The following is a 25,868-nucleotide window of genomic DNA, read 5'->3' on the forward strand; positions in this document are numbered from 1 at the left end:
GGCGTACAGCTCCCGCTAGCGGTCCGGGGTCCACGCCGACGCGTCGCGGGGGCGGCCTTCGAGGGCCTCGGCGAGGTGTTCGAGGTGCTGGTGCCAGCCCGCGAGGCGGCTCAGCCGGTCCTGCTCGCCGGCGCGCGGCACCTCGTTGGTGAAGCGCAGCACCGTGCCGTTGGTCGTCCCGGCCGGCGCCAGGTGGAAGCGGACGCGCCCGTGCCCGGCGACGGTGTACTCCGCCACGTGCTCCAGGTCCCAGGCGGTGACGGTGCCCTCGGCGACCGTGCCCCCGCCGCCGGCGTTCAGCCACCGCAGGGTGACCGCCCCGCCCAGGCGCGCCTCCAGCGGATCGGCCTCCGCGAGCCACTCCCGCAGACCGGCGGGGGTGGCGACGGCCGGCCAGACCTGGTGCACGGGCTGCGCGAGGTGCAGCGTGAACCGCAGGACGTCCGTACGCTCCCGCCGCTCCCAGGTCCCCGCTTCGACCACACCCGCCATACGTCCACCCTCCCCCCGGCACCGACCCCGCGCACCCGCTGGGGACGGACCCCTTACGGGGTCACGGGAAGTGGCCTTCCGTCCGTACGGGCCGGTCAGACGCCCGAGTAGGAGTGCAGGCCGTTCAGGACCATGTTCACGCCGTAGTAGTTCCACAGCCAGCAGGCGAAGGCGAAGAGCGCCAGGTAGGCGGCCTTGCGGCCCTTCCAGCCGGCCGTCGCGCGGGCGTGCAGGTAGCAGGCGTACGCGACCCAGGTGATGAAGGACCAGACCTCCTTGGGGTCCCAGCCCCAGTAGCGGCCCCACGCGTCGCCCGCCCAGATCGCGCCCGCGATGATCGTGAACGTCCACAGCGGGAAGACGGCGGCGTTCACGCGGTACGCGAACTTGTCGAGCGAGGCGGCCGACGGGAGGCGCTCCAGGACCGAGGAGGCGAACCTGCCCGGCTCGCCGCCGCGGGCGAGCTTCGCCTCGTACGCGTCACGGAAGAGGTAGAGCAGCGTGCCGACCGCGCCGAGGTAGAACACCGCGCCGCAGAAGATCGCGGTGGAGACGTGGATCCACAGCCAGTACGAGTCGAGGGCCGGGACGAGCTGGTCGCTGTCGGTGTAGAGCCACTTCGTGGCGATGCCGAGGTCGAGGAGCACCGTGGTGACCAGCGGCAGGCCGGCCCAGCGGACGTTCTTCCCGGCGGCCAGGATTCCGAGGAACACGCCGACGACCACCGTGGAGAAGGTGATCGAGAACTCGTACATGTTGCCCCACGGCGCGCGCTGCACCGACAGGGCGCGGGCGATCACGCCGCCCGCCTCGACGAGGAAGGCGAGGGTCGTCAGCGAGACGGCGACCCGTCCGTAGAGGTCGCCCTTCTCCGTGCCGCCCGCCGCGCCGGGGCCGTCCGGCACGTCGCGCGTCCCGGCGGCGGAGCGGGTGACGACCTTCGGCTTGTCGAGGACGGCGGTGGAGCCGCCGGAACGCACCGTCACGGCGGGGCCCGACGCGTCGGCGCCCCGCGCGGTCAGCGCGGCGGCCGTGCGGCCGACCTTGCTGCGGCTGCCGAAGACCCATTCGGCGATGAACGCGAGGAAGGCCAGCGTGTAGACGGCCATCGACGAATAGATCAGCACGTTGCTGATGTTGGCGAGGTTCTCGTTGGTTGCGGCCGCGAGATTCACGCGCGGACTCCTTCGACAGGTTCAGCGGGATCAGGTGCCGTCGGCGCCTGTGAATTGAGCGTTGCGGCCAGGTCGGCCAGTTCCTCGGGGAGCTTCGAGGACTCGCTGCGGCCGAGTCCGGCCATCTCGACGACGGTGACGCCGTCCTTGCCCCGTACGGCGCGGACCCAGATCCGGCGCCGCTGGATGAACAGCGATCCGGCGAGTCCCGCGATCGCGGCGATCGCGCCCACGAGCGCCGGCATGTTGCCGGGCTGCTGGGAGACCTGGAAGGTCGCCCACTCCTTCACGCCCTTCTCGAACGTGACCGAGCCCGCGCCGCCCGGCAGCTTCATGGTCTCGCCGGGCAGCAGCCGCTGCTTGAGGTCGGCGCCCCGCTCGTCCTTGAACGCCTTCATCTTGCGCTTGTCGAGCTGGTACACGTTCTGCGGCAGGCCGGCGTTGACGCCGAGGCTGCCGTGGAAGGCGTTGAGCGCCAGGACGGGGAAGTCGAGGCCCGGGTACTGCGAGAGCATCGTGCCCTTGCCCGCGCCCGCGAACGTCGGCACGAAGAACGCCTGGAAGCCCAGCTGGTCCTTCTTGCCGTCCTTGTCGCGGTAGCCGTCCATGACCTTGATCGCGCCGGACGAGGTGACGTTGGAGTCCATGGGCAGCAGCGGCACGGCGTCCTTGAAGACCACCTTGCCCCTGCCGTCCCTGACGGTGACGACCGGGGCGTACCCGTGCCCGATGAGGTAGACCTTCGAGCCGTCGACCTCCAGCGGCCGGTTCACCTCGATCACACTCTTCTTCCCGGCGCCGTCCGCTCCCTCGGCGTACGTCACATGGGCCTCGTACGTACGGGGCGTGCCGCGCTGGGGGCCGGTGCGCTCGTACGTCCCGACGAACTTGTCGAGCGTGAAGCTGAAAGGCGCGAGGTCGTGGTCCCGGTCGAAGAGCGACCCGGACTTGAAGTCGTCGTACTGCGTGAGCGTGTTGGCGAAGCCGCCGCCCTCGACGACCAGCTTGCCGCCCTCGGACTTGAAGAGCTGCCCGGCGGCGAAGGACACCAGCATCACGATGAGCGCGATGTGGAAGACGAGGTTCCCGGCCTCGCGCAGGTAGCCCTTCTCGGCGGCGACCGCGTCCCCGACGGTGTGCGAGCGGAAGCGGCGCTGCCCCAGCATCGCCAGCGCGGCCTCGCGGACCTGCTCGGGCTCGGCCTCCGTACGCCAGGTCGTGTACGCCGGAAGCCGCGTCAGGCGGCCGGGCGCGCCCGGCGGGCGGCTGCGGAGCTGGCCGACGAACTGCCAGGTGCGGGGCACGATGCAGCCGATGAGCGAGACGAACAGCAGGATGTAGATCGCGGAGAACCACACCGAGCTGTAGACGTCGAAGAGCCCGAGGTCGTCGTAGATCGGCGCGAGTGTCTCGTGCGCCGCCTTGAAGTCCTCGACCTTCGTCTCGTCGACGCCGGTCTGCGGGACCAGGGACCCGGGGATCGCGCCCAGGGAGAGCAGGAAGAGGAGGATCAGCGCGACCCGCATCGACGTCAGCTGCCGCCAGAACCAGCGCGCCCAGCCCGTCGTCTCGCGCCAGAGCCAGGTGATCCGCCCGGCCGCGCCCGGCTGCATCACGCCGCCGAAGGAACCGGGGACCGCCCGCTCCTGGGGGGCGGTGGAGAGCTGGGCGCCGGCTTCGCCGAGCTCCTGCTCGTCGTGCTCGGCGGCCGCGGCCGCCTCGTCGGTCGTCTCGTCGGTCGTCTCGGTCTTGCTCATGGAACTCAGATCCCCACCGTGAAGCCTTGGGTCCAGCCCTGCATGTCCTGAATGATGCCGTTCCAGATCCCTGTGACGAGCAGGATGCCGGTCGCGATCATCATCAGTCCGCCGATGCGCATCACCCAGACGTAGTGCCGCTTGACCCAGGCGAACGCGCCGAGCGCCCGCCGGAACGCCATCGCGGCGAGTACGAAGGGCACGCCGAGGCCGAGGCAGTACGCGACGGTCAGTACGGCCCCGCGCCCCGCGCTCGCCTCGGTGAACGACAGCGTCGTGACGGCGCCGAGTGTCGGGCCGGTGCACGGCGCCCAGCCGATGCCGAAGAGAGCGCCGAGTACGGGCGCTCCCGCGAGCCCGGCCGCCGGCCGCTTGTGGAAGCGGAACTCGCGCTGGGTGATCCAGGGCATGAGTCCCATGAAGAAGAAGCCCATGAGGATCATCAGCCCGCCGAGCACCCGGGTCAGCGTCTCCTGGTAGTCCTGGAGCGTCTGGCCGAAGTAGCCGAAGAGCGCCCCGGTCGAGACGAAGACCGCGGTGAAACCGAGCACGAAGAGCGAGGCGCCGGCGACCATACGCCCCCGCCTGGCGTCCGCGAGGTCGGTGCCGCTGATCCCGGTGACGTACGACAGATAGCCCGGTACGAGCGGCAGCACGCACGGTGAGAAGAACGAGACGAGACCTGCGGCGACGGCGATCGGCAGGGCGAGAATCAGGGCACCGCTCAGAACCGTCGGGTTCGGGTCGGTGACCGCGGCGGCGAGAAAGCTCACGTGGTCACTTCTCCGCGATCAGCGGGTCGATCATCTTGCGCAGCTTCTTTTCGTTGAGGGCGGTCAGCGAGCGCGCCGCGATCCTGCCCTCGCGGTCGATCACGATCGTCGACGGAATGGCCTGCGGATGCAGGCTGCCCTTGGGGAACCGCAGCAGGAGCTTGCCGATCGGGTCGTAGAGGCTGGGATATTCGACGCCGTAATCCTCTTCGAACTTGATCGCCGGCTGCGTGGACTGGTCCCGCGTGTTGATCCCGACGAACTCGACGCCCTTGGCCTTGGTCTCCTTGGCGATCTTCGCGAAATGCGGCGCCTCGGCCCGGCAGGGCGGGCACCACGAGCCCCAGACGTTCATGACGACGACCTTGCCCTTGAAGTCGCCGACGTCGAGCTTCTCGCCCTGGAGGGTCTTGCCGTCGAGCTGGGGCGCGGCCTGGCGCTCGCCCTTGGCGACGGTGGAGATGCCGCCCTCGGCGGCCACGAAGTTCGTGCCGCCCGAGCCGGACGACGTACTGCCGTCGCCTCCGCACGCGGAGAGGGCGAGTGCGCCCGCGATCACGACGGCGCCCGCCGACGTGGCGCGGCGGGTGCGGTTCGAGCGGCGGCGGGAAGCGCGGCTGAGGCTCATGTGAAAAGTTTCGCATGGGCGTTCCAGTGATCTTCCGCGCCCCCCGCAGTGCCCGTAAAGCCCCTTGTCAAGACGCCTTAAGGAAAGACTTCCAGCCACCCGCCGGAGACTGTCCGACTTCGAGGGAACGGAGCTTGGCGAGGATCTTCGGGTCCTGTACGTCGAGCCAGTCGCAGAACTGCCGGAAGGAGACCAGGCGTACGTCTTTCTTGCCGGCCATGCCCTTGAGCGCTTCCTCGACGGCGTCCATGTAGATTCCGCCGTTCCACTGCTCGAAGTGGTTGCCTATGAAGAAGGGCGCGCGATTGCTCTCGTACGCCCGCCGGAAACCGGCGAGATAGGCCCCGGCGGCCTGCTTCTTCCAGCCGGGGTAGCGCGACGGCACGCCCTGGGTGGAATTCTTCGACTGGTTGGCGAGGATGTTGTAGTCCATCGACAGCACCTCGAAGGAATGGCCGGGGAACGGCATCGCCTGGAGCGGCAGGTCCCACAGGCCGCCGCGCTTGACCGGCCACATCTGGCGGCCGCCGGGCGAGCTGGCGTCGTAGCGCCAGCCGAGCTTCTTCGCGGTCGGGAGCAGGTTGTCCTGGCCGAGCAGGCAGGGGGTGCGGCCGCCGACGAGTTCCTTCTCGTAGTCGAAGGGCAGCGGGTCGAGGTCGGTCCAGCCGCTGTTGGTCTTCCACTGGGTGACGAAGGACTTGGCCTGGGCCGTCTCGTTCTCCCACTGGGCGGGCGTCCAGTTCCCGACGGTGCCGGAGCCGGCGCAGAAGTGGCCGTTGAAGTGGGTGCCTATCTCGTGGCCTTCGAGCCAGGCCCGGCGGACGTACTTCAGCGTGTCCTTGATGTGGCCGTCGGTCAGGTAGCCGATGTCGGAGGCGCCCACGGGGTTGTTCGGCGGCTTGTAGAGGCTCTTCTTCGACTCGGGCAGGAGGTAGAGCCCGGAGAGGAAGAAGGTCATCGCCGCGTCGTGGTCCTCGGCGAGTTCGAGGAAGCGCGGGAACAGGCCGTTGCCGACCTCACCCGCACCGTCCCAGGAGAAGATCACGAACTGCGGCGGGGTCTCGCCCGGCTGGAGGGGGACGGGCTTGTCCGGCTGGTTCGGCTGCTTGCCGGTGTCGGCCGTGGAGCCGTCGCCTATCAGCCGTATGTCGTCACCGCTCTTGTCGGGCGACGGCGTTCCGGCGCCGCCGCCCTTGCCCCCGGAGCCGGGCCCCGTCGACCCCGAGGGGCCGCAGCCGGCCATGCCGACCGCGGCCGCCGCTCCGAGTCCCAGTCCGAGCAGACCCCTTCGACTCATGTCCCGCATACCGTCGCCCCATCCGCGCTTGTCGTCCCCGTTGACGTCCGCCGGTCATACAAACGGACACCGGGTAAGAGGCGGTGGTGGCAAAACGGGTTCCGACGAACCGGCACATTCTTGCCAGCTGTGGCCGGAAAGCGGGATCGTTACGCGCCGAACGCCTTCGCTCTGCCCTTGACGGGCTTGGCGCCGGCCAGCAGGTGCGCCGGTACGAGATCACGGGCCGGCTCGCTGTAGCCGACCGACACGATCTTGTCGCCGTCGAAGGTGAACGAGGTGAGCGAGGCGAGCGTGCACTGCCGCTTGCGCGGGTCGTGCCACAGCCGCCGCCGCTCCACGAAGCTGCGCAGCGTCCAGATCGGCAGCTGGTGGCTGACGGCGACCGCCTCGTGCCCGCGCGCGGCGTCACGCGCGGCGTTCAGCGCGCTCATCATCCGTACGACCTGCTCGATGTACGGCTCGCCCCACGACGGCTGGAAGGGGTTCGTCAGGTGCTTCCAGTTCGCGGGCCTGCGCAGCGCGCCGTCGCCGACCCCGAAGGTCTTGCCCTCGAAGACGTTGCCCGCCTCGATGAGCCGTTCGTCGGTGGCCAGGTCAAGACCGTGGGCCTTGGCGATCGGCGTCGCGGTCTCCTGGGCCCGCTCCAGCGGCGAGGCGACGACGTGGGTGATGTCCCGCTCGGCGAGGTGCTCGGCGACCCGGTCGGCCATCTGCCGTCCGAGCTCCGAGAGGTGGTAACCGGAGCGGCGCCCGTACAGCACCCCGTCCGGATTGTGCACTTCGCCGTGACGCACGACGTGGACGACGGTGGTCTCGCTCATGCCGTGGCCTCCGCTGCGGCGCGGGCGGCGGCGGGCAGGGCGGCGGCGACGCGCTCGACGGCCCGCGCGTCGTGGGCCGTCGAGACGAACCAGGACTCGAACGCGGACGGCGGCAGGTACACGCCGTCGGCCAGCATCGAGTGGAAGAAGGCGTTGAAGCGGAAAGCTTCCTGCTTCCGCGCGTCGTCGTAGTCGCGCACCTCGTCGGCCGTGAAGAACACCGAGAACATGTTGCTGGCCGTCTGGACGCGGTGCGCGACACCTTCCCTGGTGAGCGCCGCGGTGACCAGCTCCTGGATCTCCTTCGACACCGCGTCGACCATCGCGTACGCCGCGTCGTCCAGCAGCCGCAGCTGCGCGAGACCGGCGGCGGTCGCGATCGGGTTACCGGAGAGCGTGCCCGCCTGGTAGACCGGGCCCGCCGGGGCGAGGTGCGCCATGACGTCCTTGCGGCCGCCGAACGCTGCCGCCGGGAAGCCGCCGCCCATGACCTTGCCGAAGGTCATCAGGTCGGGTGCGACGCCGTCGACGCCGTACCAGCCGGCCTTCGACGTACGGAAGCCGGTCATCACCTCGTCGGAGATGTAGAGCGCGCCGTCGGCCTGGCACAGGGCCTTGAGCCCGGCGTTGAAGCCGTCGGCCGGCGGGACGACGCCCATGTTGCCGGGCGAGGCCTCGGTGATGACGCAGGCGATCTCGCCCGGGTGCGCGGCGAAGGCGGCCCGGACGGCGTCGAGGTCGTTGTACGGCAGGACGATCGTGTCGCCGGCCTGCGCGCCCGTCACACCGGGCGTGTCGGGCAGCGCGAACGTCGCGAGACCCGAGCCTGCGGCGGCGAGGAGCGCGTCCACGTGGCCGTGGTAGCAGCCGGCGAACTTCACGACCTTCGCGCGGCCGGTGAAGCCGCGGGCGAGGCGGATCGCCGACATGGTCGCCTCGGTGCCGCTGGACACCAGCCGCACCTGCTCGACCGGCGCGACGCGCGCGACGATCTCCTCGGCGAGCGCGACCTCGCCCTCGCCGGGCGTACCGAAGGACGTGCCGCGGGACACGGCCTCCTGGACCGCCGCGATGACATCGGGGTGGGAGTGGCCGAGGATCATCGGCCCCCACGAGCACACGAGGTCGACGTACTCACGGCCGTCGGCGTCGGTGAGGTACGGACCGGAACCGGACACCATGAACCGGGGCGTACCGCCCACGGCGCGGAATGCGCGGACCGGAGAGTTCACGCCGCCGGGCGTCACAAGGGACGCGCGGTCGAAAAGCGTCTGCGAAACTGGGGCGTCATAGGGGAAGCTCACACAAGCCATGGTGTCAGAGGCTCCGACGGTCTTGCGGACTGGTGTTTCACCGCACGGGCGTGGGGGAGGTCACTGACACGATGATCGGGTTGCGCGGCCGTGGCCGCGAGTGGTCGGGTGGAGATATGCATCGCGGTGGCGGAGTGGGCGAGGGGACCGACGACCTGGGTCCCGAGCGGGCCCAGGGCGGCCGGCATCGGCGTGAGCGGGAACGCGGAGCGAGGGCGGCCGGCGAGCGCGAGGCGAAAGCGAGCGCGAAGGCGGACACGGGAAACAGGAGTGGCCGGGTGGGGGTGACCTACAAGTACTTCGGCGCTCCGAACGGAGCCACCGCGGCCCGCGTGCCGATCTCGATGCGGCCGGAGGAGCTGGGCGGCGACGAGCTCGGCATGGGCGGCATGTTCACGAAGATCAAGCCGGAGACGGTGGCCGCGATGGTCCTGACCGGCATCGAGGGCATACCTCTGCACAAGGTCCCGCCGCTCGAACTGGTCGTGCTCCACCCCGACTACGCGGTGGTCAAGCTCCCCATGACGGTCGTCGACCCGCTGCGCGGCATCGGCGAGGAGTCGGTGGGCGCGGCGGCCTTCATCTGGTCGACGGTCCCGGACCGCGGCGGGCCGCGCGACGCGTTCAACGTCTACCAGCTGCTGCACGAGTGGCAGGACTTCAGCCACCGCCTGCACGAGGCGGGGCACCAGCCGTACTGCCTGGTCTGGCCCTGACCCGGCCCGGCCCGGCGGTCCGCCGCCGCGCCGGGCGGGTGACGTACAACCTTGTGCGTACCTCGTGGGTCTTCCCGGTGACCACGACCGTGGTCGCGCCCACGAGGAGACCGTCATTCCCGCCATACGCAAGACCCTGACCGCCGCCGCCGTCGCCACCGTCGTCCTGGCGGGTTCGTCCGCCTGCGGCACCGTGGAGAACCTGACCGCCGGACAGAAGCTGGACCGGGCCTTCGACAAGCTCGGCAAGGAGCACTCGCTCTCCTTCGAGCTGGACCTGGACGCCGACGCCGCGACGCTGAAGGCGATGGACAGCGCGGCGAAGCCCGAGGACAAGATGCCCGACGAGATCGCCGAGCTGATCAGCGGCGCGCGGCTCTCCGTCTCCATGCGGTCCGGGAAGCCGATCGAGGAGTCCGGCGAGAAGGACTTCAGCGCCACGGCGATGAAGCTCGGCGGCCCGGACGGCGACCTGCTCGAGTACCGGCAGATCGGCGACTACACCTACTTCCGCGCCGATGTGGCCAAGTTGGGGAAGGCGACGGGCAACCCGATGCCGTCCGCCGACGAACTGCCGGACAGCGCCGGGGCGTTCAAGAAGGTGCTCGACGGCAAGTGGGTCAAGGTCGCGACGAAGGACCTCGAGGAGACCCGCGACCAGATGGAGGAGATGGAGGCCCCCGCAGGCAGGAAGCCCGCGGCGGAGCCCACACTCGACGCCAAGGCGCAGAAGAAGCTCGTGAAGGCCCTGCGGCAGGTCGTCACCCGGGAAGTCGACTTCAAGACCGGTGGCGGAGCGGACGGTACCGAGCACATCAAGGCCACGGCGCCCTTCCGCACGCTGATGACCGAACTGGTCGACGAGCTGCGCCCGCTGTCGAAGGAGCTGCCGCCGGGCACCGGGCTCCCGACGGCGAAGGAGCTCAAGGAAGTACCGAACAAGAAGGTCACGGCCGACTTCACGCTCAAGGACGGCGCGCTGACCGAGGTGTCCGTGGACCTGGCCGCGCTGGCGGAGAACGCGAAGGTCAAGAAGTTCGCGCTGGTGGTCCGCATGGGCAAGGGCCAGGAGGCCAAGGTCCCGGCCGGAGCCACCGCGGTGAAGCTGGACGAGCTGATGGAGGACTTCTTCCAGGGGGGCGCGGCGGACGCGTTCTCGGAGGAGGACTTCGAGGAGGACGTCCAGGGCTGACGCGCGGGCGGCGGGCGCAGGGGCTCGGGCAGGAGGGTGATCTCTCGATCAAAGGTCGGCCTGCCCGCACCCCGCATATGATCTTCAGAAGTCGCCGTGACGTGCCGATGCATCGGGCATCGACGTTGAAGGAGGCCCGCCATGGGCGACGTTCTGACGGCCCTCGCCATACCCGCCCTGTTGTGCGCGAGCGGCTTCTACGCGGCATGTTCCTGCTGGTGGCGCCGGAGGCACCCGGCTCCCCCGCCCTACTCGCAGAGCGCCGCCCGGCTCGCCGAACTCGACCTGCTGGCGGTCACCGAGGCCATCGTGCGGGAGTCCTGGGCGGAGCTGGACGAGCTCTACCGCGCCGCCCCCGCGCCGGACCCCCGGGCCAGATCGCGCCCCTGACGGTCCGCACCGCGCGACGGCCCCGGCCGGCGGGAAAGCCCTGGATACGGCGTACGTGCCGATGGCATGCTGGCGGCGTGAACGGACCGGAGATCCACCTCAGCGTCGCCCCCGAGCTGCACCTCTTCGTCGCGGCGGCCCGCCGCGGTGGGCCCACCCCGCTGACCACCGACGGAGCCTCGACGCTCGGCCACGTCGTCGAGTCGCTCGGCATCCCGCTGACCGAGGCGGGGCGCCTGCTCGTGGACGGCCGCGAGGTCCCGGTGTCGCACGTGCCGGGGGCGGGCGAGCGCGTCGAGGTGCACGCGGCGCGTCGCCCGCAGGAGGTGCCGGGGGCGCCGCTGCGCTTCCTCCTCGACGTGCACCTGGGCACGCTGGCGCGGCGGTTGCGGCTGCTGGGCGTGGACGCGGCGTACTTCAGCGAGGACGTCGGCGACCCGGCGCTGGCCGCCTACTCGGCCCGCGACCGGCGCGTACTGCTGTCGCGGGACCGGGGGCTGCTGCGGCGGCGCGAGCTCTGGGCGGGCGCGTACGTCTACAGCGACCGTCCCAAGGAGCAGCTCGACGACGTGCTGACCCGGTTCGCGCCCGCTCTGGCGCCCTGGACGCGCTGCGTGGCCTGCAACGGCGACCTCGCGGACGCCACCAAGGAGTCCGTGAGGGGGTTCCTGGAGGACGGCACGGAGCGCTCGTACGACGTCTTCGCCCAGTGCACGGCGTGCGAGCGCGTGTACTGGAACGGCGCGCACCACTCCAGCCTGCAGACGATCGTCGACGACGCCCTGCGGACGTACGGCGGCGGCGCACGGCCCCAGCAGCAGGCTTCCTGACCGGGTACGGACGCCGGCCCGGCACCGCGAGCCGGCCCGGCCCGCTGACACCGTCCTACGGGCGCTCCGCCGTCAGATACCGCTGCACGGTGGGCCCGAGCCAGTCGACGACCTCCTGCCGCGTCATCTCCACGGCCGGCGGCAGCCGCAGCACGTACCGCGCCATCGCCATGCCGAGGATCTGGGAGGCCACCAGGGCGGCCCGCGACGGCGCCTGACCGGGGTCCGGGCTCAGGCCGGCCGCGACGGGTCCGAGCTGGTCGCGGAATACCGCCCGCATCCGCTCGGCCCCGGCCGCGTTGGTGACACCCACCCGCAGCAGTGCGGTCAGCACCTCGTCCGCCTCCCAGCGGTCGAGGAAGTGCTCGACGAGGACGGCGCCCACCTGCCGGCCCGGCAGCGCGCCCAGCTCGGCGATCGTCCCGACGTCCGGCATGCGCAGGTCGAACGCGGAGGCGGCGGCGAACAGCCCCTCCTTGTTGCCGTAGTACCGCATCACCATCGACGGATCGATCCCGGCGTCGCGCGCGATGGCGCGGATCGTGGCCCGCTCGTACCCGTCGGCCGCGAACCGCTCACGGGCGGCGTCCAGGATCGCCGCCTTCGTGGCGTCGGACCGTCGGCGGGGCGGTGCGTCGGGAGCTGACGAGTCACTCATGGTCAACAACTGTAGGCCAACATTCGTTGACGCGCCATACCCGGGAAGCGGCGCTCCGGGAAGACACCGCCCGGACGGCGCGGCGGGCAACTCCCGCCCCGCTCTCCCCTCGTGGCACGCTGCCCGCATGACCGTCGCCCGCTCCGCCGCCCTCTTCGTCGTCGCCGCCCTCTTCGAGATCGGCGGCGCCTGGCTCGTCTGGCAGGGCGTGCGCGGCGGCTCCCGGGGCCAGGGCCGCGGGCTCCTGTGGTCCGGCGCCGGCGTCGTCGCCCTCGGCGCGTACGGCTTCGTCGCCACGCTCCAGCCCGACGCCGAGTTCGGCCGCATCCTCGCCGCGTACGGCGGGGTCTTCGTCGCCGGCTCGATCGCCTGGGGCATGGTCGCCGACGGCTACCGACCGGACCGCTGGGACGTCGTCGGCGCCCTCGTCTGCCTCGCCGGGATGGCCGTCATCATGTACGCACCACGGTCTCGTTAGCCTGTCCCCATGTCTACGCCTATCGCCGTCATCACCGGAGCGAGCAGCGGAATCGGCGCCGCCACCGCGCGCCGACTGGCCGCCGCCGGTTACCGCGTCGTCCTCACCGCCCGCCGCAAGGACCGCATCGAGGCGCTGGAGGCCGAGCTCACCGCCGCCGGCCACCAGGCGACGGCGTACGCGCTGGACGTCACCGACCGCGCCGCGGTCGACGAGTTCGCCGGCGCCTTCCGCACCCTCGCCCTCCTCGTCAACAACGCCGGCGGCGCGCTCGGCGCCGACCCCGTCGCCACCAGTGACCCCGCCGACTGGCGCCAGATGTACGAGACCAACGTCATCGGCACCCTCAACCTCACCCAGGCGCTGCTCCCCGCCCTCACCGCGAGCGGCGACGGCACGGTGGTCGTCCTGTCCTCCACCGCCGGCCACGGCACGTACGAGAACGGCGGCGGCTACGTGGCGGCCAAGCACGGCGCCCACGTCCTCGCCGAGACGCTCCGCCTGGAGATCGTCGGCACCCCCGTCCGCGTCATCGAGATCGCGCCCGGCATGGTCAAGACCGAGGAGTTCGCCACCACCCGCTTCCGGGGCGACACGGACAAGGCGGCCAAGGTCTACGCGGGCGTCGCCGCACCCCTCACCGCCGACGACGTGGCCGAGACCATCACCTGGGCGGTCACCCGCCCCAGCCACGTCAACATCGACCTCCTGGTGGTCCGCCCCCGCGCCCAGGCCTCCAACACCAAGGTCCACCGCGAGCTGTGACCAGGACGGCGCCCACGCCACCGGCGCCGTGAAGCGACCCGCACCCGCCCGGCCGCGCCCGCCCCAGCCCCCACGCGGCCGGCACGCGAAGCGGCCCGCACCGGAAGAAGCACTCCCGGCGCGGGCCGCCCGCCCAAGGCGACGCGACCGTCGCCACGCCGCCGTCGCTACGGCCCGCCGCTCTGGTCGCGGGCCTCGCCCGCCACGTTCCGGCCCGACTCACGCGCCTGCTCGGTGACCTGACCGGCCTGCTCACGCGCCTGTTCCTGCGTCGTGCGCGCGGCGTCGGCGGCGGTCTCCTTGACGCCCTGCACCGCCTGCTGCGCGGCCTGCGTGGCGTCCTCCTTCAGATGCTGCGCGGATTCCGCCGCCGCCTGCTTGACCGGCTCGATGGCCCCGCCGGCCCGGTCCGCCAGCTGCGCGGCCGCCTGCTCCTCGGCGTGCGTGCCCGGCAGCATCGAACCGGCCAGCAGCCCGGCCCCGAAGGCGATCACACCGGCCGCCAGCGGGTTGCCCTCGGTCTGCCGCAGCGCCTCGTCGGGCGCCCTGCGCACCGCGTCGCCCGCCTGTCCCGCCGTCTGGCGCACGGTGTCGGCGGCCTGCCCCGCGCCCTCCTGCACCGACTGGGCGGCCTGCTGCGTACGGTCCTGGGCCCGACCCGTGGTGTGCGAAGCGGTGCCCATGACCCGGCGGCGTACGCCCGACACCGCACCACGCACACGACGGCTGCGCCGACGCGCCATCCGGCGGGGGCTCGTCCGGTCGGCCAGCCGGTCCACGTCGGCGGACAGCCTCTCCCGCGTCGTCTCGATGTCGGCCCTTACTTGATCGGGTGACGTGCCCATTGCGCGTCCTCCTTCAGTGTCTGCACGGTCCGTTCCGGCTTGGGTGAAACGTTGCGCATCCGCGCGCGGCCCATCACGAACAGGACGGCGCCGACGACGGCCCACACCCCGGTGACGATCAGCGCGGCCCAGCCGGAGTCCATCAGGTTCGCCAGGCCGAACACGGCCGCCAGCGAGGCGAACAGCGCCACCATGTACCCGGCGAAGCCAGCTCCGCCGAACATCCCGGCGGCCTTGCCCGCCTTGGTGGCCTCCTCGCGGATTTCGAGCTTGGCCAGCTCCATCTCCTGGCGGAAGAGGAGCTGCACGTCCGAGGTGACCTCCGACAGCAGCTCACCCACCGAACTGTCCTGCCCCCGCTTGTAGGGGGTCGGCGTGTACGTCGCCATCCGTCACACCTCCGGTGATCCCGGCAGCCCCGCCCACCCGGGCGCCTGAGCCGCTCTGCTGTCGGTCTCCGGCGGCGGGACCTGGACCGGCGGGTCCTGCGGGAAGCCGGCCGCGTCGCCGCCAGCCCGGCTGCCGCCGTCACCGCTCATCCGGACGTCGCCCTTCGCGTGGCCGCCGTCGCCGCCCGCCTGGGCCTTGCCGGCCTTCGCCAGCCGCCCCACGGCCAGACCCGCCAGCGCAGCACCGCCCAGGAACGCCCCGGGCCGCCGCCGCGCGAACCCGCGCACGTCGTCCACGACACCGCTCAGACCGTGGCTGTCCAGGTAGTCGGCGGCTCGGTGGCCGCCCTGGGCCGCCTGCGTCACGAGGCCGCGCACGGGAGAGTCGCCGGGCGCGTTCTCGGCCATCCCGTCGAGATCGTCCGCCCACTTCCGCAGCGTGCCCGCCGCGCGCTCGGCCTGGCCCTGCGCCTCTTCGTTCACTCGTCCCCGCAGGTCACGCGCAGCCGTACCGGCCTGCTGCCTGGCCTCGCTGGTGACAGCCTTGGCTTGCTCGGCAACCGAACCGGCAACCTCACCCGCCGCCTGCCTGGCCTGGCCGGCTGTGACCGATGCCTCCTCCTTCGCCGTCTGCCCGGCCTGCTGGACACGCCCGGCACCGCCATTCGCGGACACTCCACTCATGGATTCCACCTCTTCCGGGGACGCGCGAAACCGGCCGCTACGCCGGGCCTCCCGCCGTGCCCCGTGTCTCTCGTGCTGGCTGGGACATCCTCCGGGTAACCCCTGAAAAGCACCCAAAACAGCTAAAAGCCACAATCCTGGCGCACGCTCCGGGCCGGCCGTGCCACCGCCCGCCATCCACCCCGCCCGGGCACGCGAAAAGGCCCCGGCAACCACAACCAGGGCCTTCCGCTCTCCGCGCTCGGGGCCTGTCAGCCCTTGACGCAGATGACCTGCTTCAGCTTCGCGACGACCTCGACGAGGTCCCGCTGCTGATCGATGACCTGCTCGATCGGCTTGTACGCCGCCGGGATCTCGTCCACGACACCGGAGTCCTTCCGGCACTCCACGCCCCGCGTCTGATCCTCCAGGTCCCGCGCCGTGAAGCGCCGCTTCGCCGCGCTGCGGCTCATCCGGCGGCCGGCGCCGTGCGAGGCCGAGTTGAACGACTTCTCGTTCCCGAGCCCCTTCACGATGTACGAGCCGGTGCCCATCGAGCCCGGGATGATCCCGAAGTCGCCGGAACCCGCCCGGATCGCGCCCTTGCGGGTGACGAGCAGGTCCATCCCGTCGTACCGCTCCTCGCTGACGTAGTTGTGGTGGCAGGAGATGACCGGGTCGAAGGTCACCCCGGCCTTCTTGAACTCACGCCGGACCACGCCCTGGAAGATCCCCATCATGATCGCGCGGTTGTACTTCGCGTACTCCTGCGCCCAGAAGAGGTCGTTGCGGTAGGCCGCCATCTGCGGGGTGTCGGAGATGAAGACCGCCAGGTCGCGGTCGACCAGCCCCTGGTTGTGCGGAAGCTTCTGAGCCTGCCCGATGTGGTACTCCGCCAGCTCCTTGCCGATGTTCCGGGAGCCGGAATGCAGCATCAGCCAGACGCGGTCGTCCGTATCGAGACAGAACTCGACGAAGTGGTTCCCGGACCCGAGCGTGCCCATCTGCTTGGCGGCGCGCCCCTGACGGAACTTGACCGCGTCGGCCACCCCGTCGAACCGCCCCCAGAAGTCGTCCCACCCCGATGTCGGGAACCCGTGCAGCCGGCCCGGGTCGACCGGGCTGTCGTGCATCCCGCGGCCGACCGGAATCGCCTGCTCGATCTTCGACCGCAGCCGCGAGAGATCACCCGGAAGGTCGTTCGCCGTGAGTGATGTCTTCACCGCCGACATGCCGCAGCCGATGTCGACCCCCACCGCCGCAGGGCAGACCGCGCCGTGCATCGCGATCACCGAGCCGACCGTGGCCCCCTTGCCGTAGTGGACGTCCGGCATCACGGCGAGGCCCTTGATCCAGGGCAGCGTGGCAACATTCTGGAGCTGCCGCATCGCACCGTCCTCGACCGTCGCCGGGTCGGCCCACATCCGGATCGGCACCTTCGCCCCCGGCATCTCTACATACGACATAACCCCTCAATTCCCCCGAATTACCGATAACGCAAAACTGACACCAAGTACCGCGAAAGAGACAGCGGACCGGCGTTGCGGCCAGTGCGTGCGATACACATTGTGTCCACCGGCCGCCATCGCGCGGCAACCGTATTTCCGATCGAAGGGAGCCAGGACCGTGCAGCGAAAGGTGTACGTACCCGGCGTCGCGCTCCTCGCGGCGCTCACCGCCGGCTGCACCGGCGGCTCCGGTACCGACAGCTCCACCACCGACGCCAAGGCGGGCGAGTCCAACACCTCCGTGGCCGCCCCCGGCAAGTACCGCACGCTCCGCGAGCCCTGCGGCGCCGTGGACCGCGGCCTCCTGCGGGACCTCCTGCCCGGCGCCACCACGCTCCCCGAGGAGCAGCAGAAGAAGGCGTACGACGGCGCCCCCGCGGTCACGTACGACACGGACCGGCGCGTCGGCTGCCGCTGGAAGGTCGACTCCCCCGGCGCCACCCACCACCTCCGCGTCGACTTCGAGCGGGTGGTCTCGTACGACTCCGAGGTCAGCGACGACGACCGCGCGAAGGAGGTCTACGCGAAGCAGGAGGTCGCGGCCGACCTCCCGGCCCCCTCCCAGAGCCCGGACGAGCCGGACGAGGGCGACGACCCGCAGAACGGCGACGGTGCGGGCGGCGACGACGAGAGCGCCTCCCCCGACAGCAGCGCCTCCCCGGACGCCGCCGCCTCCAAGCCCGCCGGCGACGCCGACCCGACCGCCTCCGCCCCCGGCGGCGACGCGAGCGGCGCCGACGGCGGAACGGACAGCGGCGCCGGTGGCGGCGCGGGCACCCAGACGCCCCCCGAGGGCCTCGAACCCCGCATCCTGGCCGACCTCGGCGACGCCGCCTTCCTCGACGACGCCCTCGTCCGCTCCGGGTCGACCTCCCAGCGTCGTACCGTGAGCGTGGTGTTCCGTACGTCGAACGTCGTCGTGACCGTCCAGTACAGCGAGCAGCCCGCCCTGACCGCGGACCTCCCCGACAGCAAGGAACTGCAGGAGAAGACGCAGGCCGTGGCCCGCAGGCTCGCCGAGCAGTTCAACGACTAGCCGATCCGCCCACCGGCGGTCGGCGCCCGGTCGATCGGCGCCCAGCCGATCAGCGCACCAGCCGAACAGCCTCCATGAGTGAAGGAACCATGCACCGATCAGCCCCGCGACTCTCTCGCATACTCGCCTGCGCAGCCGTCCCGGTGATGCTCGTCGCCGCCGGCTGCTCCTCGGACGCCGAAGGCGACAAGGACGCGAAGTCCGCCAAGCCCACGCCCACGGTGTCGGCCGAGCCGACCGTGCAGCCGGCCGCGTTCTCGAAGCTGCCCGAGCCGTGCAAGTCGGTCAAGAAGAAGACGGTCGACTCGCTGGTGCCCGAGGCGAAGGACAAGTCCGGCACGGCCGACAAGTCGAACGACGTGTCGGCGCGCGGCGGCTGCGCCTGGAACGGTCTGGACAGCAAGGGCGTCGACGGCTCGCAGTACCGCTGGCTGTCCGTCTCCTTCATGCGGTACGACTCCGACCCGTCCCGCGGCCCCGGCGACAAGCTCGCCGAGGAGTACTACGCGAAGCAGGTCGACGCCGCGAAGGCGACCGAGGGTGCGAAGAAGGTCACGGCCAAGCCCGCCCCCGGCGTCGGCGACCAGGCGACAGCCGTCACGTACGACCTGCGCAAGACGGACGCGGACTTCAAGTACGCAACGGTCGTGACACGTACGGAGAACGTCGTCGCCACCGTCGTCTACAACGGCGCCGGCTACCAGGGCGCGAAGTCGCCGAAGGCCGCCGACCTGCTGAAGGACGCGCAGAAGGCGGCCGAGGAGGCGGCGGACTCGGTCGCCGCGGCCAACAAGTAGCCCGCGGAGCACCCGGTTCCCGCCGGGCAGGAAGCGGTACGTACCACCTGATCCCAGGCACAGAGCGGAGCCCGGTCTTCCCCTTGGAAGCCGGGCTCCGCCCATACCCGCGCAACGCGGCCCGCACACATGTGCCAGGCTGACCCCCGCCAAGTCCGACGTAACGGGAGGGGATCGCGGGTGGCCGCGATGCAGTTGACACGCACGCACCGCATATTGATCGGTGTCGTCGTCGCGGGAGCGGTGGTGATCGCCGCGATCGGTTTCGCCGGTTCGTACGCCGCCGTGCGCGAGCTCGCCGAGGAGAAGGGCTTCGGGGACTTCTCGCTGGTCTTCCCGATCGGCATCGACGCAGGCATCTGCGTCCTGCTGGCGCTCGACCTCCTCCTGACCTGGATGCGGATCCCCTTCCCCCTGCTCCGCCAGACGGCGTGGCTGCTGACGATCGCGACGATCGCCTTCAACGGCGCGGCGTCGTGGCCCGACCCGCTGGGCGTCGGCATGCACGCCGTCATCCCGGTCCTGTTCGTCGTCTCGGTGGAGGCGGCCCGGCACGCGGTCGGCCGGATCGCCGACATCACGGCCGACAAGCACATGGAAGGCGTACGCCTCACCCGCTGGCTGCTCTCGCCCCTGCCGACGTTCAAGCTGTGGCGGCGCATGAAGCTGTGGGAGCTGCGCTCCTACGAGCAGGTCATCAAGCTGGAGCAGGACCGCCTCATCTACCAGGCGCGCCTCCAGGCCCGCTTCGGGCGCTCCTGGCGCCGCAAGGCGCCCGTCGAGTCGCTGATGCCGCTGCGGCTCGCGAAGTACGGCGTCCCGCTCGCCGACACCGCCCCGGCGGGCCTGGCCGCGGCCGGCATCGAACCGGCGCTGCTGCCCCCCGTCCCGGAGACGGCGCAGCCGCGGCCGCAGGAGCTCTCGCAGCACCAACAGCCCCCGCAGCCCCAGGAGGTCCGGGCGCTGCCGGCCCGGGAGCAGGCGCAGCCGTACCCGGACGAGGAGTGGCCGCAGGAGGCCCCGGACGCGGTCGACCAGTACGCCGAGGGCGGCGAGGACGCCCCGCCGGTGCCGGAACAGGGCCCCGGCTCGCACTCCAGCCCCTGGTTCGCCGCACCGCAGGTGCCGCAGGCCGCGCAGGAGGCGGCGTACGCCAACGGGTACGACCCGGAGTACGCCGAGGCCCCGGAGCCGCCCCCGGTGATGGTCCCGTCGGGCCCCGGCCGCACCCGCCCCCTGGGCGGCATCCCGGGCCAACGGCAGGAGCAGGTCCCGGCGGAGGAGAACGCGCAGGCGGACGCGCAGGCGGAGTACCAGCAGGCGCAGTACGCGCAGGCGCAGTACGAGGAGCCGTACGACGCCCAGGAGTGGTACTACGGCGCGTTCCGCAAGTACGTCAACGAGAACAACAGCGTCCCGACCCCCCGCGAGTTCGGCTCGTACCTCCAGGACCTGGGAGCCGAGTCCCCGACCCCGGGCGAACTGAGCGACTACACGAAGCGCTTCGAGATCCGCTACCAGCAGGACCTGGACGCCGAGCACATCGCCTAGCGCCGCCGGCCCCCGCCCACCGCCACGCGACAGGGCCGCCACCCCCGGAAACCGAACCGGGAGTGGCGGCCCTGTGCGTACGGCGCACACGCGCCCAGGGGCGGGAACTACGCCCCCAGCAGCTTCCTCACCCGCTCCGCGCCCACCGCGAGCAGCAGCGTGGGCAGACGCGGCCCCGTGTCCCGCCCGACCAGCAGCTTGTAGAGCAGCGCGAAGAACGACCGCTGCGCGACCTTCAACTCCGGCGTCGGCTTCGCGTCCGGCTCCAGCCCCGCCATCACCTTCGGCACGCCGTAGACGAGCGTCGTGAGCCCGTCCAGCGACCAGTGCGAGTCCAGCCCGTCGAGCAGCAGCCGCAGCGACTCCCGCCCGGCGTCGTCCAGCGAGCCCAGGATCTCCGTGTCCGGCTCGGCGCGCACGACCGTGCGCTGCTCGGCCGGCACCTGCGTGGTGATCCAGTTCTCGGCGCGGTCGAAGCGCGGCCGCACCTCGTCCAGCGACGTCACCGGATGCTGCGGGTCCAGCTCGCTCAGGATCCGCAGCGCCTGGTCCTCGTGCCCGGCCGTGATGTCCGCCACCGAGGCGAGCGTCCGGTACGACAGCGGGCGCGGCGTACGCGGCAGCTCACCGGCGGCCGTCCGGATCGCCCGCGAGTGGGCCGCCGCGTCGGCCGGCAGCACCGTGCCGTCGGCGACCTTCTTCTCCAGCGAGTCCCACTCGTCGTAGAGCCGCTGGATCTCCTGGTCGAAGGCGATCTTGAAGGACTGGTTGGGCCGCCGGCGCGCGTACAGCCACCTCAGCAGCGGCGCCTCCATGATCTTCAGCGCGTCGCCGGGCGTGGGCACACCACCCTTGCTGCTGGACATCTTCGCCATGCCGCTGATGCCGACGAAGGCGTACATCGGCCCGATCGGCTGCACCCCGCCGAACACCTCGCGCACGATCTGCCCGCCGACCACGAACGACGACCCGGGCGACGAGTGGTCGACACCGCTCGGCTCGAAGATCACGCCCTCGTACGCCCAGCGCATCGGCCAGTCGACCTTCCAGACCAGCTTGCCGCCGTTGAACTCGCTCAGCAGCACGGTCTCGGAGTGCCCGCAGACGCAGGTGTACGACAGAGCGGTGCTCTCGTCGTCGTACGCCGTCACCGTGGTCAGGTCCTTGCCGCAGGCGGTGCAGTACGGCTTGTACGGGAAGTACCCCGCGCCGCCGCCGCTGCCGTCGTCCTCGGACGCCGCCCCGGAACCCTCGGCCGCTTCCAGCTCGGCCTCGTCGACCGGCTTCTGCCCCTGCTGCTTCTTGACCTGCTGCTTGGGTTCCTTCTTCGTCCGGTACCGGTCGAGGACGGCGTCGATGTCGGCCCGGTGCTTCATCGCGTGCAGGATCTGCTCGCGGTAGGCCCCGGCCGTGTACTGCTCGGTCTGGCTGATGCCGTCGTACTCGACACCCAGCTCGTCGAGCGCCTGCGTCATGGCGGCCTTGAAGTGCTCGGCCCAGTTCGGGTACGCCGACCCGGCCGGCGCGGGCACCGACGTCAGCGGCTTGCCGATGTGCTCGGCCCACGACTCGTCGACCCCCGGGACACCGGCCGGCACCTTGCGGTAGCGGTCGTAGTCGTCCCAGGAGATGAGGTGGCGCACCTCGTACCCGCGCCGCCGGATCTCGTCCGCGACCAGGTGCGGGGTCATGACCTCGCGCAGGTTGCCCAGGTGGATCGGGCCGGACGGCGAGAGGCCGGACGCGACGACGACCACCGGGGAGGCAGCACCATCGTGTTTCGCCCCAGGGGCACGTCGCTCCGACTCGGCGATGACCTCGTCCGCGAACCGGGAGACCCAGTCGGTCTCTGTGCTGCTCTGAGCCACGATCGGCACGTCCTCTTTCCCTCAATAGCTCTCGATGGCTGACGCCGGCCATTCTCCCAGACGAACCACCGGCGTCCGGGGGCTGCCGCCCGGTGTCCCGGGCAAGGCTGCCCGTACCCCCTGGTGCCGGCCGCCCGGTGACCGGTGGTGTCGCTGGGCCCGGCGCCCCGGGCGCTGCTGCCTTTATACGAGACGACGGCCGTACACCCCCCATGAAATACTCGGCTGCACCTTCAACTTTCCTCTCGACAGGAACGGCAGCTCATGGCCTCGGTCCATTCCCTCGCTTCGACCGTCAACCAGCGCGTCGCGGACGCCCTCTCGGCTGCCCTGCCGGAGGCCGGCGCCGCCGACCCGCTGCTGCGACGAAGCGACCGGGCCGACTTCCAGGCGAACGGCATCCTGGCCCTCGCGAAGAAGGCCAAGGCCAACCCGCGCGAGCTGGCCACGACCGTCGTCGCCGGGCTTCCCGCCGGTGACGTGATCAAGGAGATCGAGGTCTCGGGCCCCGGCTTCCTGAACATCACGGTCACCGACCGGGCGATCATCGACACCCTCGCCGCCCGCGCCGCCGACGCCCGTCTCGGCGTACCGGTGGCCGAGCAGCCGGGCACCACGGTCATCGACTACGCGCAACCGAACGTGGCCAAGGAGATGCACGTCGGCCACCTCCGGTCCGCCGTGATCGGCGCCGCGATGGTCGAGATCCTCGAATTCACGGGCGAGAAGGTCGTACGCCGCCACCACATCGGCGACTGGGGCACCCAGTTCGGCATGCTCATCCAGTACCTCACCGAGCACCCGCACGAGCTGGACCACCAGCACGGCGGCCCCGAGGAGGGCGAGGCGGCGATGTCGTCCCTCAACCGCCTCTACAAGGCGTCGCGCGTGCTCTTCGACTCCGACGAGGACTTCAAGGCGCGCTCGCGGGACCGGGTCGTCGCCCTCCAGGCCGGTGACCCGGAGACCCTCGCGCTGTGGCAGCGGTTCGTCGACGAGTCGAAGCTCTACTTCTACTCGGTCTTCGACAAGCTCGACATGGAGATCCACGACGAGGACGTCGTCGGCGAGTCCGGCTACAACGCCATGCTCGAAGAGACGTGCCAGATCCTGGAGGACACGGGCGTGGCCGTCCGTTCCGACGGCGCGCTCTGCGTCTTCTTCGACGACGTGAAGGGCCCGGACGGCAAGCCGTCCCCCCTGATCGTGAAGAAGTCGAACGGCGGCTACGGCTACGCCGCCACCGACCTCTCCGCGATCCGCGACCGCGTCAAGAACCTGGGCGCGAGCACGCTCGTGTACGTCGTGGACGCCCGTCAGTCCCTGCACTTCAAGATGGTCTTCGAGACCGCCCGCCGGGCCGGCTGGCTGAACGAGGACGTGAAGGCGGTCCAGCTCGCGTTCGGCACGGTCCTCGGCAAGGACGGCAAACCGTTCAAGACCCGTGAGGGCGAGACGGTCCGGCTGGTGGACCTGCTGGACGAGGCGGTCGACCGCGCCACGGCCGTCGTACGGTCGAAGGCCGACAAGGTGGGCCTGACGGAGCAGGAGATCGTCGAGAACGGCCGGTACGTCGGCATCGGCGCGGTGAAGTACGCCGACCTGTCCACCTCGGCGTCCCGCGACTACAAGTTCGACCTGGACCAGATGGTGTCGCTGAACGGCGACACGTCCGTCTACCTCCAGTACGCGTACGCCCGTATCCAGTCCATCCTCCGCAACGCGGGCGACCGCAAGCTGGCCGCCCACCCGGAGCTCGAACTGGCCCCGGCGGAGCGCGCGCTGGGCCTGCACCTGGACCAGTTCGCGGAGACGCTGGCCGAGGTCGCCGCGGCGTACGAGCCGCACAAGCTGACGGCGTACCTGTACCAGCTCGCGTCGCTCTACACGACGTTCTACGACCAGTGCCCGGTCATCAAGCCCGAGCCCGCGCCCGACGTCGCCGAGAACCGCCTCTTCCTCTGCGACCTGACCGCCCGCACGCTCCACCAGGGCATGGCGCTGCTCGGCATCCGGACGCCTGAGCGCCTCTGATCACCCCCGCCGCGTTACGGCGCTGCCCCCCACCGGAGTCCGGTGGGGGGCAGCGCCGTTTCTGACCCCACGGCCGTTCCCGTCCGTCACGACGACAGCGGATACGAAGGCCGCCCGGCGGCCTCGTCGATCTCGCCGTGCGCCTTGCCCAGGAGCTGCGACGCGAGGTCCATGAGCGCACGCGCGCCCGCGATCTCCTCACCGACCCGCAGCTGCTCGGCATCGGTCGGGTGCCGTTTGGCGTACCCGTGGGCGCGCAGCTCCACGCCGTCGCCGAGCCGCACCATGGCAGCCGCCCTGGTCCTCCCGTCCTCCTCCTGGAACTCCATCTCGACGTGCCATCCGACGAGTGTGTGCATGCTGCTCACCTCCAGCTGTGCCCCTGTCCTCCTTCCAGGGTGCGCCGCCGGGCCGCTGATCACCACTCCCCACTTACCGAACGGTGAGTACCTGACTAATTAGTCGGTACTTGTCGCCGACCCAGTGCCCGACAAAGATCGAGGAACCGCAAGGAACTCCCCCACCCACCCACCCCACTCCAGGAGCCTTCGATGCCCCAGCCCCTCCCTCCCGTGTCCGTCCTCGGCCTCGGCATGATGGGCAGCGCCCTGGCGGCCGCCCTCCTGAAGGCAGGCCACCCGGTCACCGTCTGGAACCGCTCTGCCGCGAAGACCGGCCCGCTGGTGGCCCAGGGAGCGACCCCTGCGGAGACGGTCACCGACGCCGTGGCGGCGAGCCCCCTGGTGATCGTGTGCTTCACGACAAACGACAATGTCACCGACGCCCTGGCCACCGTCGACCTCACCGGCAGGACGCTGGTGAACCTCACCAACGGCACCCCCGCCCAGGCCCGCGCCCTCGCCGGCTGGGCCGAGAAGCAGGGCTCGGCGTACGTCGACGGCGGGATCATGGCGGTCCCGCAGATGATCGCGACCCCGGCCGCGTACATCCTCTACAGCGGCGACGAGCAGGCGTACGAGACCCACCGCCCCACCCTCGCCGCCCTCGCCCGCACGCGGTGGGTCGGCACCGACCCGGGCCGCGCGGCCCTGTACGACCTGGCGCTGCTGACCGGCATGTACGGCATGATCATGGGTGTGGCCCAGGCGTACGCCCTGATCCGCACGGAGAACATCCCGGCCACCGACTTCGCCGAGCCGCTGCACGCCTGGCTCTCGGCGATGCTGAACGGGGTGGTCCCGGGGATGGCCGAGGCCGTCGATTCCGGGCAGCACCTCACCGACGTGTCGAGCCTCGGCATCAACCAGGCGGCGTTCGCGAACTTCATCGACACGCACGACGACCAGGGCGTCAGCCCCGAGCTGTTCGTACCGTTCCAGAAGCTGCTCGACCGGTCGGTGGCGGAGGGCCACGCGGCGGACGGCTTGTCCCGCCTCGTGGAGCTGCTCAAGAAGTAACGCCGCAGGAAGGTCCACCGCCCTCCACGACGGCGAACTCGCACCACACGATCTTCCCCGGCTCCCGCTCCCCGACCCCCCACTTGTCGGCCAGCGCCGCCACGAGCAACAGCCCCCGCCCCGACTCCCCGTCCGGCTCCCGAACATGGGGCAGTCCGCTGCCGCTGTCGTGGACCTCGATACGCAAAACCTCCTCCCCGTATCGCAGAGCGAACAGGAAGCCGCGACCGGCGGGCACGCCGTGCACCAGCGCATTGGTCGCCAGCTCGCTCACACACAGCAATACGTCGTCCGCGCGCTCACCGATGCTCCAGTCCCGCAGCGCCCAGCGCGCGAACTCCCTGGCCGCAGGCACGGAGCGCCGGTCCCGCCGATAGAACCTCTCGCGGACCAGAGGTAGTTGAGTCGTCTCGTTCACGAGACGAGGGTCGCGGAGAGTGACTAGCGTGGAGCACTGGGCGAACCCGTACA

Annotated in this window: 27 protein-coding genes; 11 read left to right on the forward strand and 16 right to left on the reverse strand. The window is 71.1% G+C overall.

Annotation, left to right across the window (positions count from 1 at the left end):
- Positions 1-15 precede the first annotated feature (15 nt).
- The 8 genes from IE185_RS29365 to hemL all read right to left on the reverse strand — a co-directional run bounded on the left by IE185_RS29365 (position 16) and on the right by hemL (position 8,259).
- Positions 16-492: an SRPBCC domain-containing protein gene (locus IE185_RS29365; protein WP_189716347.1), complete on the reverse strand. Its 477-nt coding sequence runs from the start codon at positions 490-492 to the stop codon at positions 16-18.
- Positions 493-587: 95 nt separating this feature from the next.
- Positions 588-1,667, reverse strand: a complete 1,080-nt coding sequence (ccsB, locus tag IE185_RS29370) for a c-type cytochrome biogenesis protein CcsB (protein WP_138895969.1) — start codon at positions 1,665-1,667, stop codon at positions 588-590.
- The gene (gene resB, locus IE185_RS29375; protein WP_138895968.1) at positions 1,664-3,424 is read right to left on the reverse strand and encodes a cytochrome c biogenesis protein ResB; all 1,761 of its coding nucleotides are present in this window, start codon (positions 3,422-3,424) and stop codon (positions 1,664-1,666) included. Before resB ends, ccsB begins: the two co-directional genes overlap by 4 nt.
- Before the next feature lie 5 nt (positions 3,425-3,429).
- Positions 3,430-4,197, reverse strand: coding sequence for a cytochrome c biogenesis CcdA family protein (locus IE185_RS29380; protein WP_138895967.1), 768 nt, complete (start codon positions 4,195-4,197; stop codon positions 3,430-3,432).
- Between the two features lie 4 nt (positions 4,198-4,201).
- Complete coding sequence (locus IE185_RS29385; protein WP_138895966.1) at positions 4,202-4,825, reverse strand: TlpA family protein disulfide reductase; 624 nt, start codon at positions 4,823-4,825, stop codon at positions 4,202-4,204.
- Positions 4,826-4,892: 67 nt separating this feature from the next.
- Positions 4,893-6,131 (reverse strand): polysaccharide deacetylase family protein, encoded by a 1,239-nt coding sequence (locus IE185_RS29390; RefSeq protein ID WP_138895965.1) that lies wholly within the window; start codon positions 6,129-6,131, stop codon positions 4,893-4,895.
- Between the two features lie 140 nt (positions 6,132-6,271).
- Positions 6,272-6,946, reverse strand: coding sequence for a histidine phosphatase family protein (locus IE185_RS29395; protein ID WP_138895964.1), 675 nt, complete (start codon positions 6,944-6,946; stop codon positions 6,272-6,274).
- A complete protein-coding gene (hemL, locus tag IE185_RS29400) occupies positions 6,943-8,259 on the reverse strand; it encodes a glutamate-1-semialdehyde 2,1-aminomutase (RefSeq protein WP_138895963.1) in 1,317 nt (438 codons plus the stop codon). Before hemL ends, IE185_RS29395 begins: the two co-directional genes overlap by 4 nt.
- 116 nt (positions 8,260-8,375) lie before the next feature.
- Here hemL and IE185_RS29405 point away from each other — a divergent pair, with 116 nt between their 5' ends.
- From IE185_RS29405 to IE185_RS29420, 4 genes are all read left to right on the forward strand, one after another.
- Positions 8,376-8,975 (forward strand): hypothetical protein, encoded by a 600-nt coding sequence (locus IE185_RS29405; protein WP_138895962.1) that lies wholly within the window; start codon positions 8,376-8,378, stop codon positions 8,973-8,975.
- Positions 8,976-9,039: 64 nt separating this feature from the next.
- A complete protein-coding gene (locus IE185_RS29410) occupies positions 9,040-10,167 on the forward strand; it encodes a hypothetical protein (RefSeq protein WP_373303774.1) in 1,128 nt (375 codons plus the stop codon).
- Between the two features lie 141 nt (positions 10,168-10,308).
- Complete coding sequence (locus IE185_RS29415; RefSeq protein WP_138895961.1) at positions 10,309-10,557, forward strand: hypothetical protein; 249 nt, start codon at positions 10,309-10,311, stop codon at positions 10,555-10,557.
- A gap of 77 nt (positions 10,558-10,634) precedes the next feature.
- Entirely contained in the window at positions 10,635-11,387 is a 753-nt protein-coding gene (locus IE185_RS29420) for a Mut7-C RNAse domain-containing protein (protein ID WP_138895960.1), read from the forward strand.
- 55 nt (positions 11,388-11,442) lie between these two features.
- Here IE185_RS29420 and IE185_RS29425 read toward each other — a convergent pair whose 3' ends face one another.
- Positions 11,443-12,045: a TetR/AcrR family transcriptional regulator gene (locus tag IE185_RS29425; RefSeq protein ID WP_138895959.1), complete on the reverse strand. Its 603-nt coding sequence runs from the start codon at positions 12,043-12,045 to the stop codon at positions 11,443-11,445.
- Between the two features lie 127 nt (positions 12,046-12,172).
- Here IE185_RS29425 and IE185_RS29430 point away from each other — a divergent pair, with 127 nt between their 5' ends.
- Both IE185_RS29430 and IE185_RS29435 read left to right on the forward strand, forming a co-directional pair.
- A complete protein-coding gene (locus IE185_RS29430; protein WP_138895958.1) occupies positions 12,173-12,523 on the forward strand; it encodes a YnfA family protein in 351 nt (116 codons plus the stop codon).
- A 9-nt stretch (positions 12,524-12,532) separates the two neighbouring features.
- Entirely contained in the window at positions 12,533-13,288 is a 756-nt protein-coding gene (locus IE185_RS29435) for an SDR family NAD(P)-dependent oxidoreductase (protein WP_138895957.1), read from the forward strand.
- A gap of 167 nt (positions 13,289-13,455) precedes the next feature.
- Here the strand turns inward: IE185_RS29435 and IE185_RS29440 are convergent, their stop codons facing one another.
- The 4 genes from IE185_RS29440 to IE185_RS29455 form a co-directional block, all read right to left on the reverse strand.
- Positions 13,456-14,133: a DUF3618 domain-containing protein gene (locus IE185_RS29440; protein WP_138897626.1), complete on the reverse strand. Its 678-nt coding sequence runs from the start codon at positions 14,131-14,133 to the stop codon at positions 13,456-13,458.
- Positions 14,109-14,522, reverse strand: a complete 414-nt coding sequence (locus IE185_RS29445) for a phage holin family protein (RefSeq protein ID WP_138897627.1) — start codon at positions 14,520-14,522, stop codon at positions 14,109-14,111. The genes IE185_RS29440 and IE185_RS29445 overlap by 25 nt, the downstream gene beginning before the upstream one ends.
- 3 nt (positions 14,523-14,525) lie before the next feature.
- The gene (locus IE185_RS29450; protein WP_138897628.1) at positions 14,526-15,206 is read right to left on the reverse strand and encodes a hypothetical protein; all 681 of its coding nucleotides are present in this window, start codon (positions 15,204-15,206) and stop codon (positions 14,526-14,528) included.
- A gap of 251 nt (positions 15,207-15,457) precedes the next feature.
- Positions 15,458-16,651: an RtcB family protein gene (locus IE185_RS29455; RefSeq protein ID WP_138897629.1), complete on the reverse strand. Its 1,194-nt coding sequence runs from the start codon at positions 16,649-16,651 to the stop codon at positions 15,458-15,460.
- Positions 16,652-16,811: 160 nt separating this feature from the next.
- Here IE185_RS29455 and IE185_RS29460 point away from each other — a divergent pair, with 160 nt between their 5' ends.
- From IE185_RS29460 to IE185_RS29470, 3 genes are all read left to right on the forward strand, one after another.
- A complete protein-coding gene (locus tag IE185_RS29460; protein WP_138897630.1) occupies positions 16,812-17,729 on the forward strand; it encodes a DUF3558 domain-containing protein in 918 nt (305 codons plus the stop codon).
- 89 nt (positions 17,730-17,818) lie between these two features.
- A complete protein-coding gene (locus tag IE185_RS29465; RefSeq protein ID WP_138897631.1) occupies positions 17,819-18,526 on the forward strand; it encodes a DUF3558 domain-containing protein in 708 nt (235 codons plus the stop codon).
- A gap of 180 nt (positions 18,527-18,706) precedes the next feature.
- Complete coding sequence (locus tag IE185_RS29470; RefSeq protein ID WP_138897632.1) at positions 18,707-20,077, forward strand: DUF2637 domain-containing protein; 1,371 nt, start codon at positions 18,707-18,709, stop codon at positions 20,075-20,077.
- A 107-nt stretch (positions 20,078-20,184) separates the two neighbouring features.
- Here IE185_RS29470 and lysS read toward each other — a convergent pair whose 3' ends face one another.
- Positions 20,185-21,954: a lysine--tRNA ligase gene (gene lysS, locus IE185_RS29475; RefSeq protein ID WP_189716349.1), complete on the reverse strand. Its 1,770-nt coding sequence runs from the start codon at positions 21,952-21,954 to the stop codon at positions 20,185-20,187.
- 255 nt (positions 21,955-22,209) lie between these two features.
- On the opposite strand from lysS, the gene argS reads away from it, so the two are divergent.
- Complete coding sequence (gene argS, locus IE185_RS29480) at positions 22,210-23,979, forward strand: arginine--tRNA ligase (protein WP_138898599.1); 1,770 nt, start codon at positions 22,210-22,212, stop codon at positions 23,977-23,979.
- An 86-nt stretch (positions 23,980-24,065) separates the two neighbouring features.
- Here argS and IE185_RS29485 read toward each other — a convergent pair whose 3' ends face one another.
- Entirely contained in the window at positions 24,066-24,338 is a 273-nt protein-coding gene (locus tag IE185_RS29485) for a DUF1876 domain-containing protein (RefSeq protein WP_138898600.1), read from the reverse strand.
- 192 nt (positions 24,339-24,530) lie between these two features.
- Between IE185_RS29485 and IE185_RS29490 the strand changes: the two genes are divergently transcribed.
- Positions 24,531-25,397: an NAD(P)-dependent oxidoreductase gene (locus tag IE185_RS29490; protein ID WP_189716351.1), complete on the forward strand. Its 867-nt coding sequence runs from the start codon at positions 24,531-24,533 to the stop codon at positions 25,395-25,397.
- Here IE185_RS29490 and IE185_RS29495 read toward each other — a convergent pair.
- On the reverse strand, positions 25,387-25,815 hold the full coding sequence (locus tag IE185_RS29495; RefSeq protein ID WP_189716353.1) for an ATP-binding protein: 429 nt from the start codon (positions 25,813-25,815) through the stop codon (positions 25,387-25,389). The two genes, IE185_RS29490 and IE185_RS29495, sit on opposite strands and share 11 nt — an antisense overlap.
- Between the last annotated feature and the right edge of the window lie 53 nt (positions 25,816-25,868).

It is taken from the genome of Streptomyces chryseus (genome assembly GCF_014650755.1).
Lineage (GTDB): Bacteria > Actinomycetota > Actinomycetes > Streptomycetales > Streptomycetaceae > Streptomyces > Streptomyces chryseus.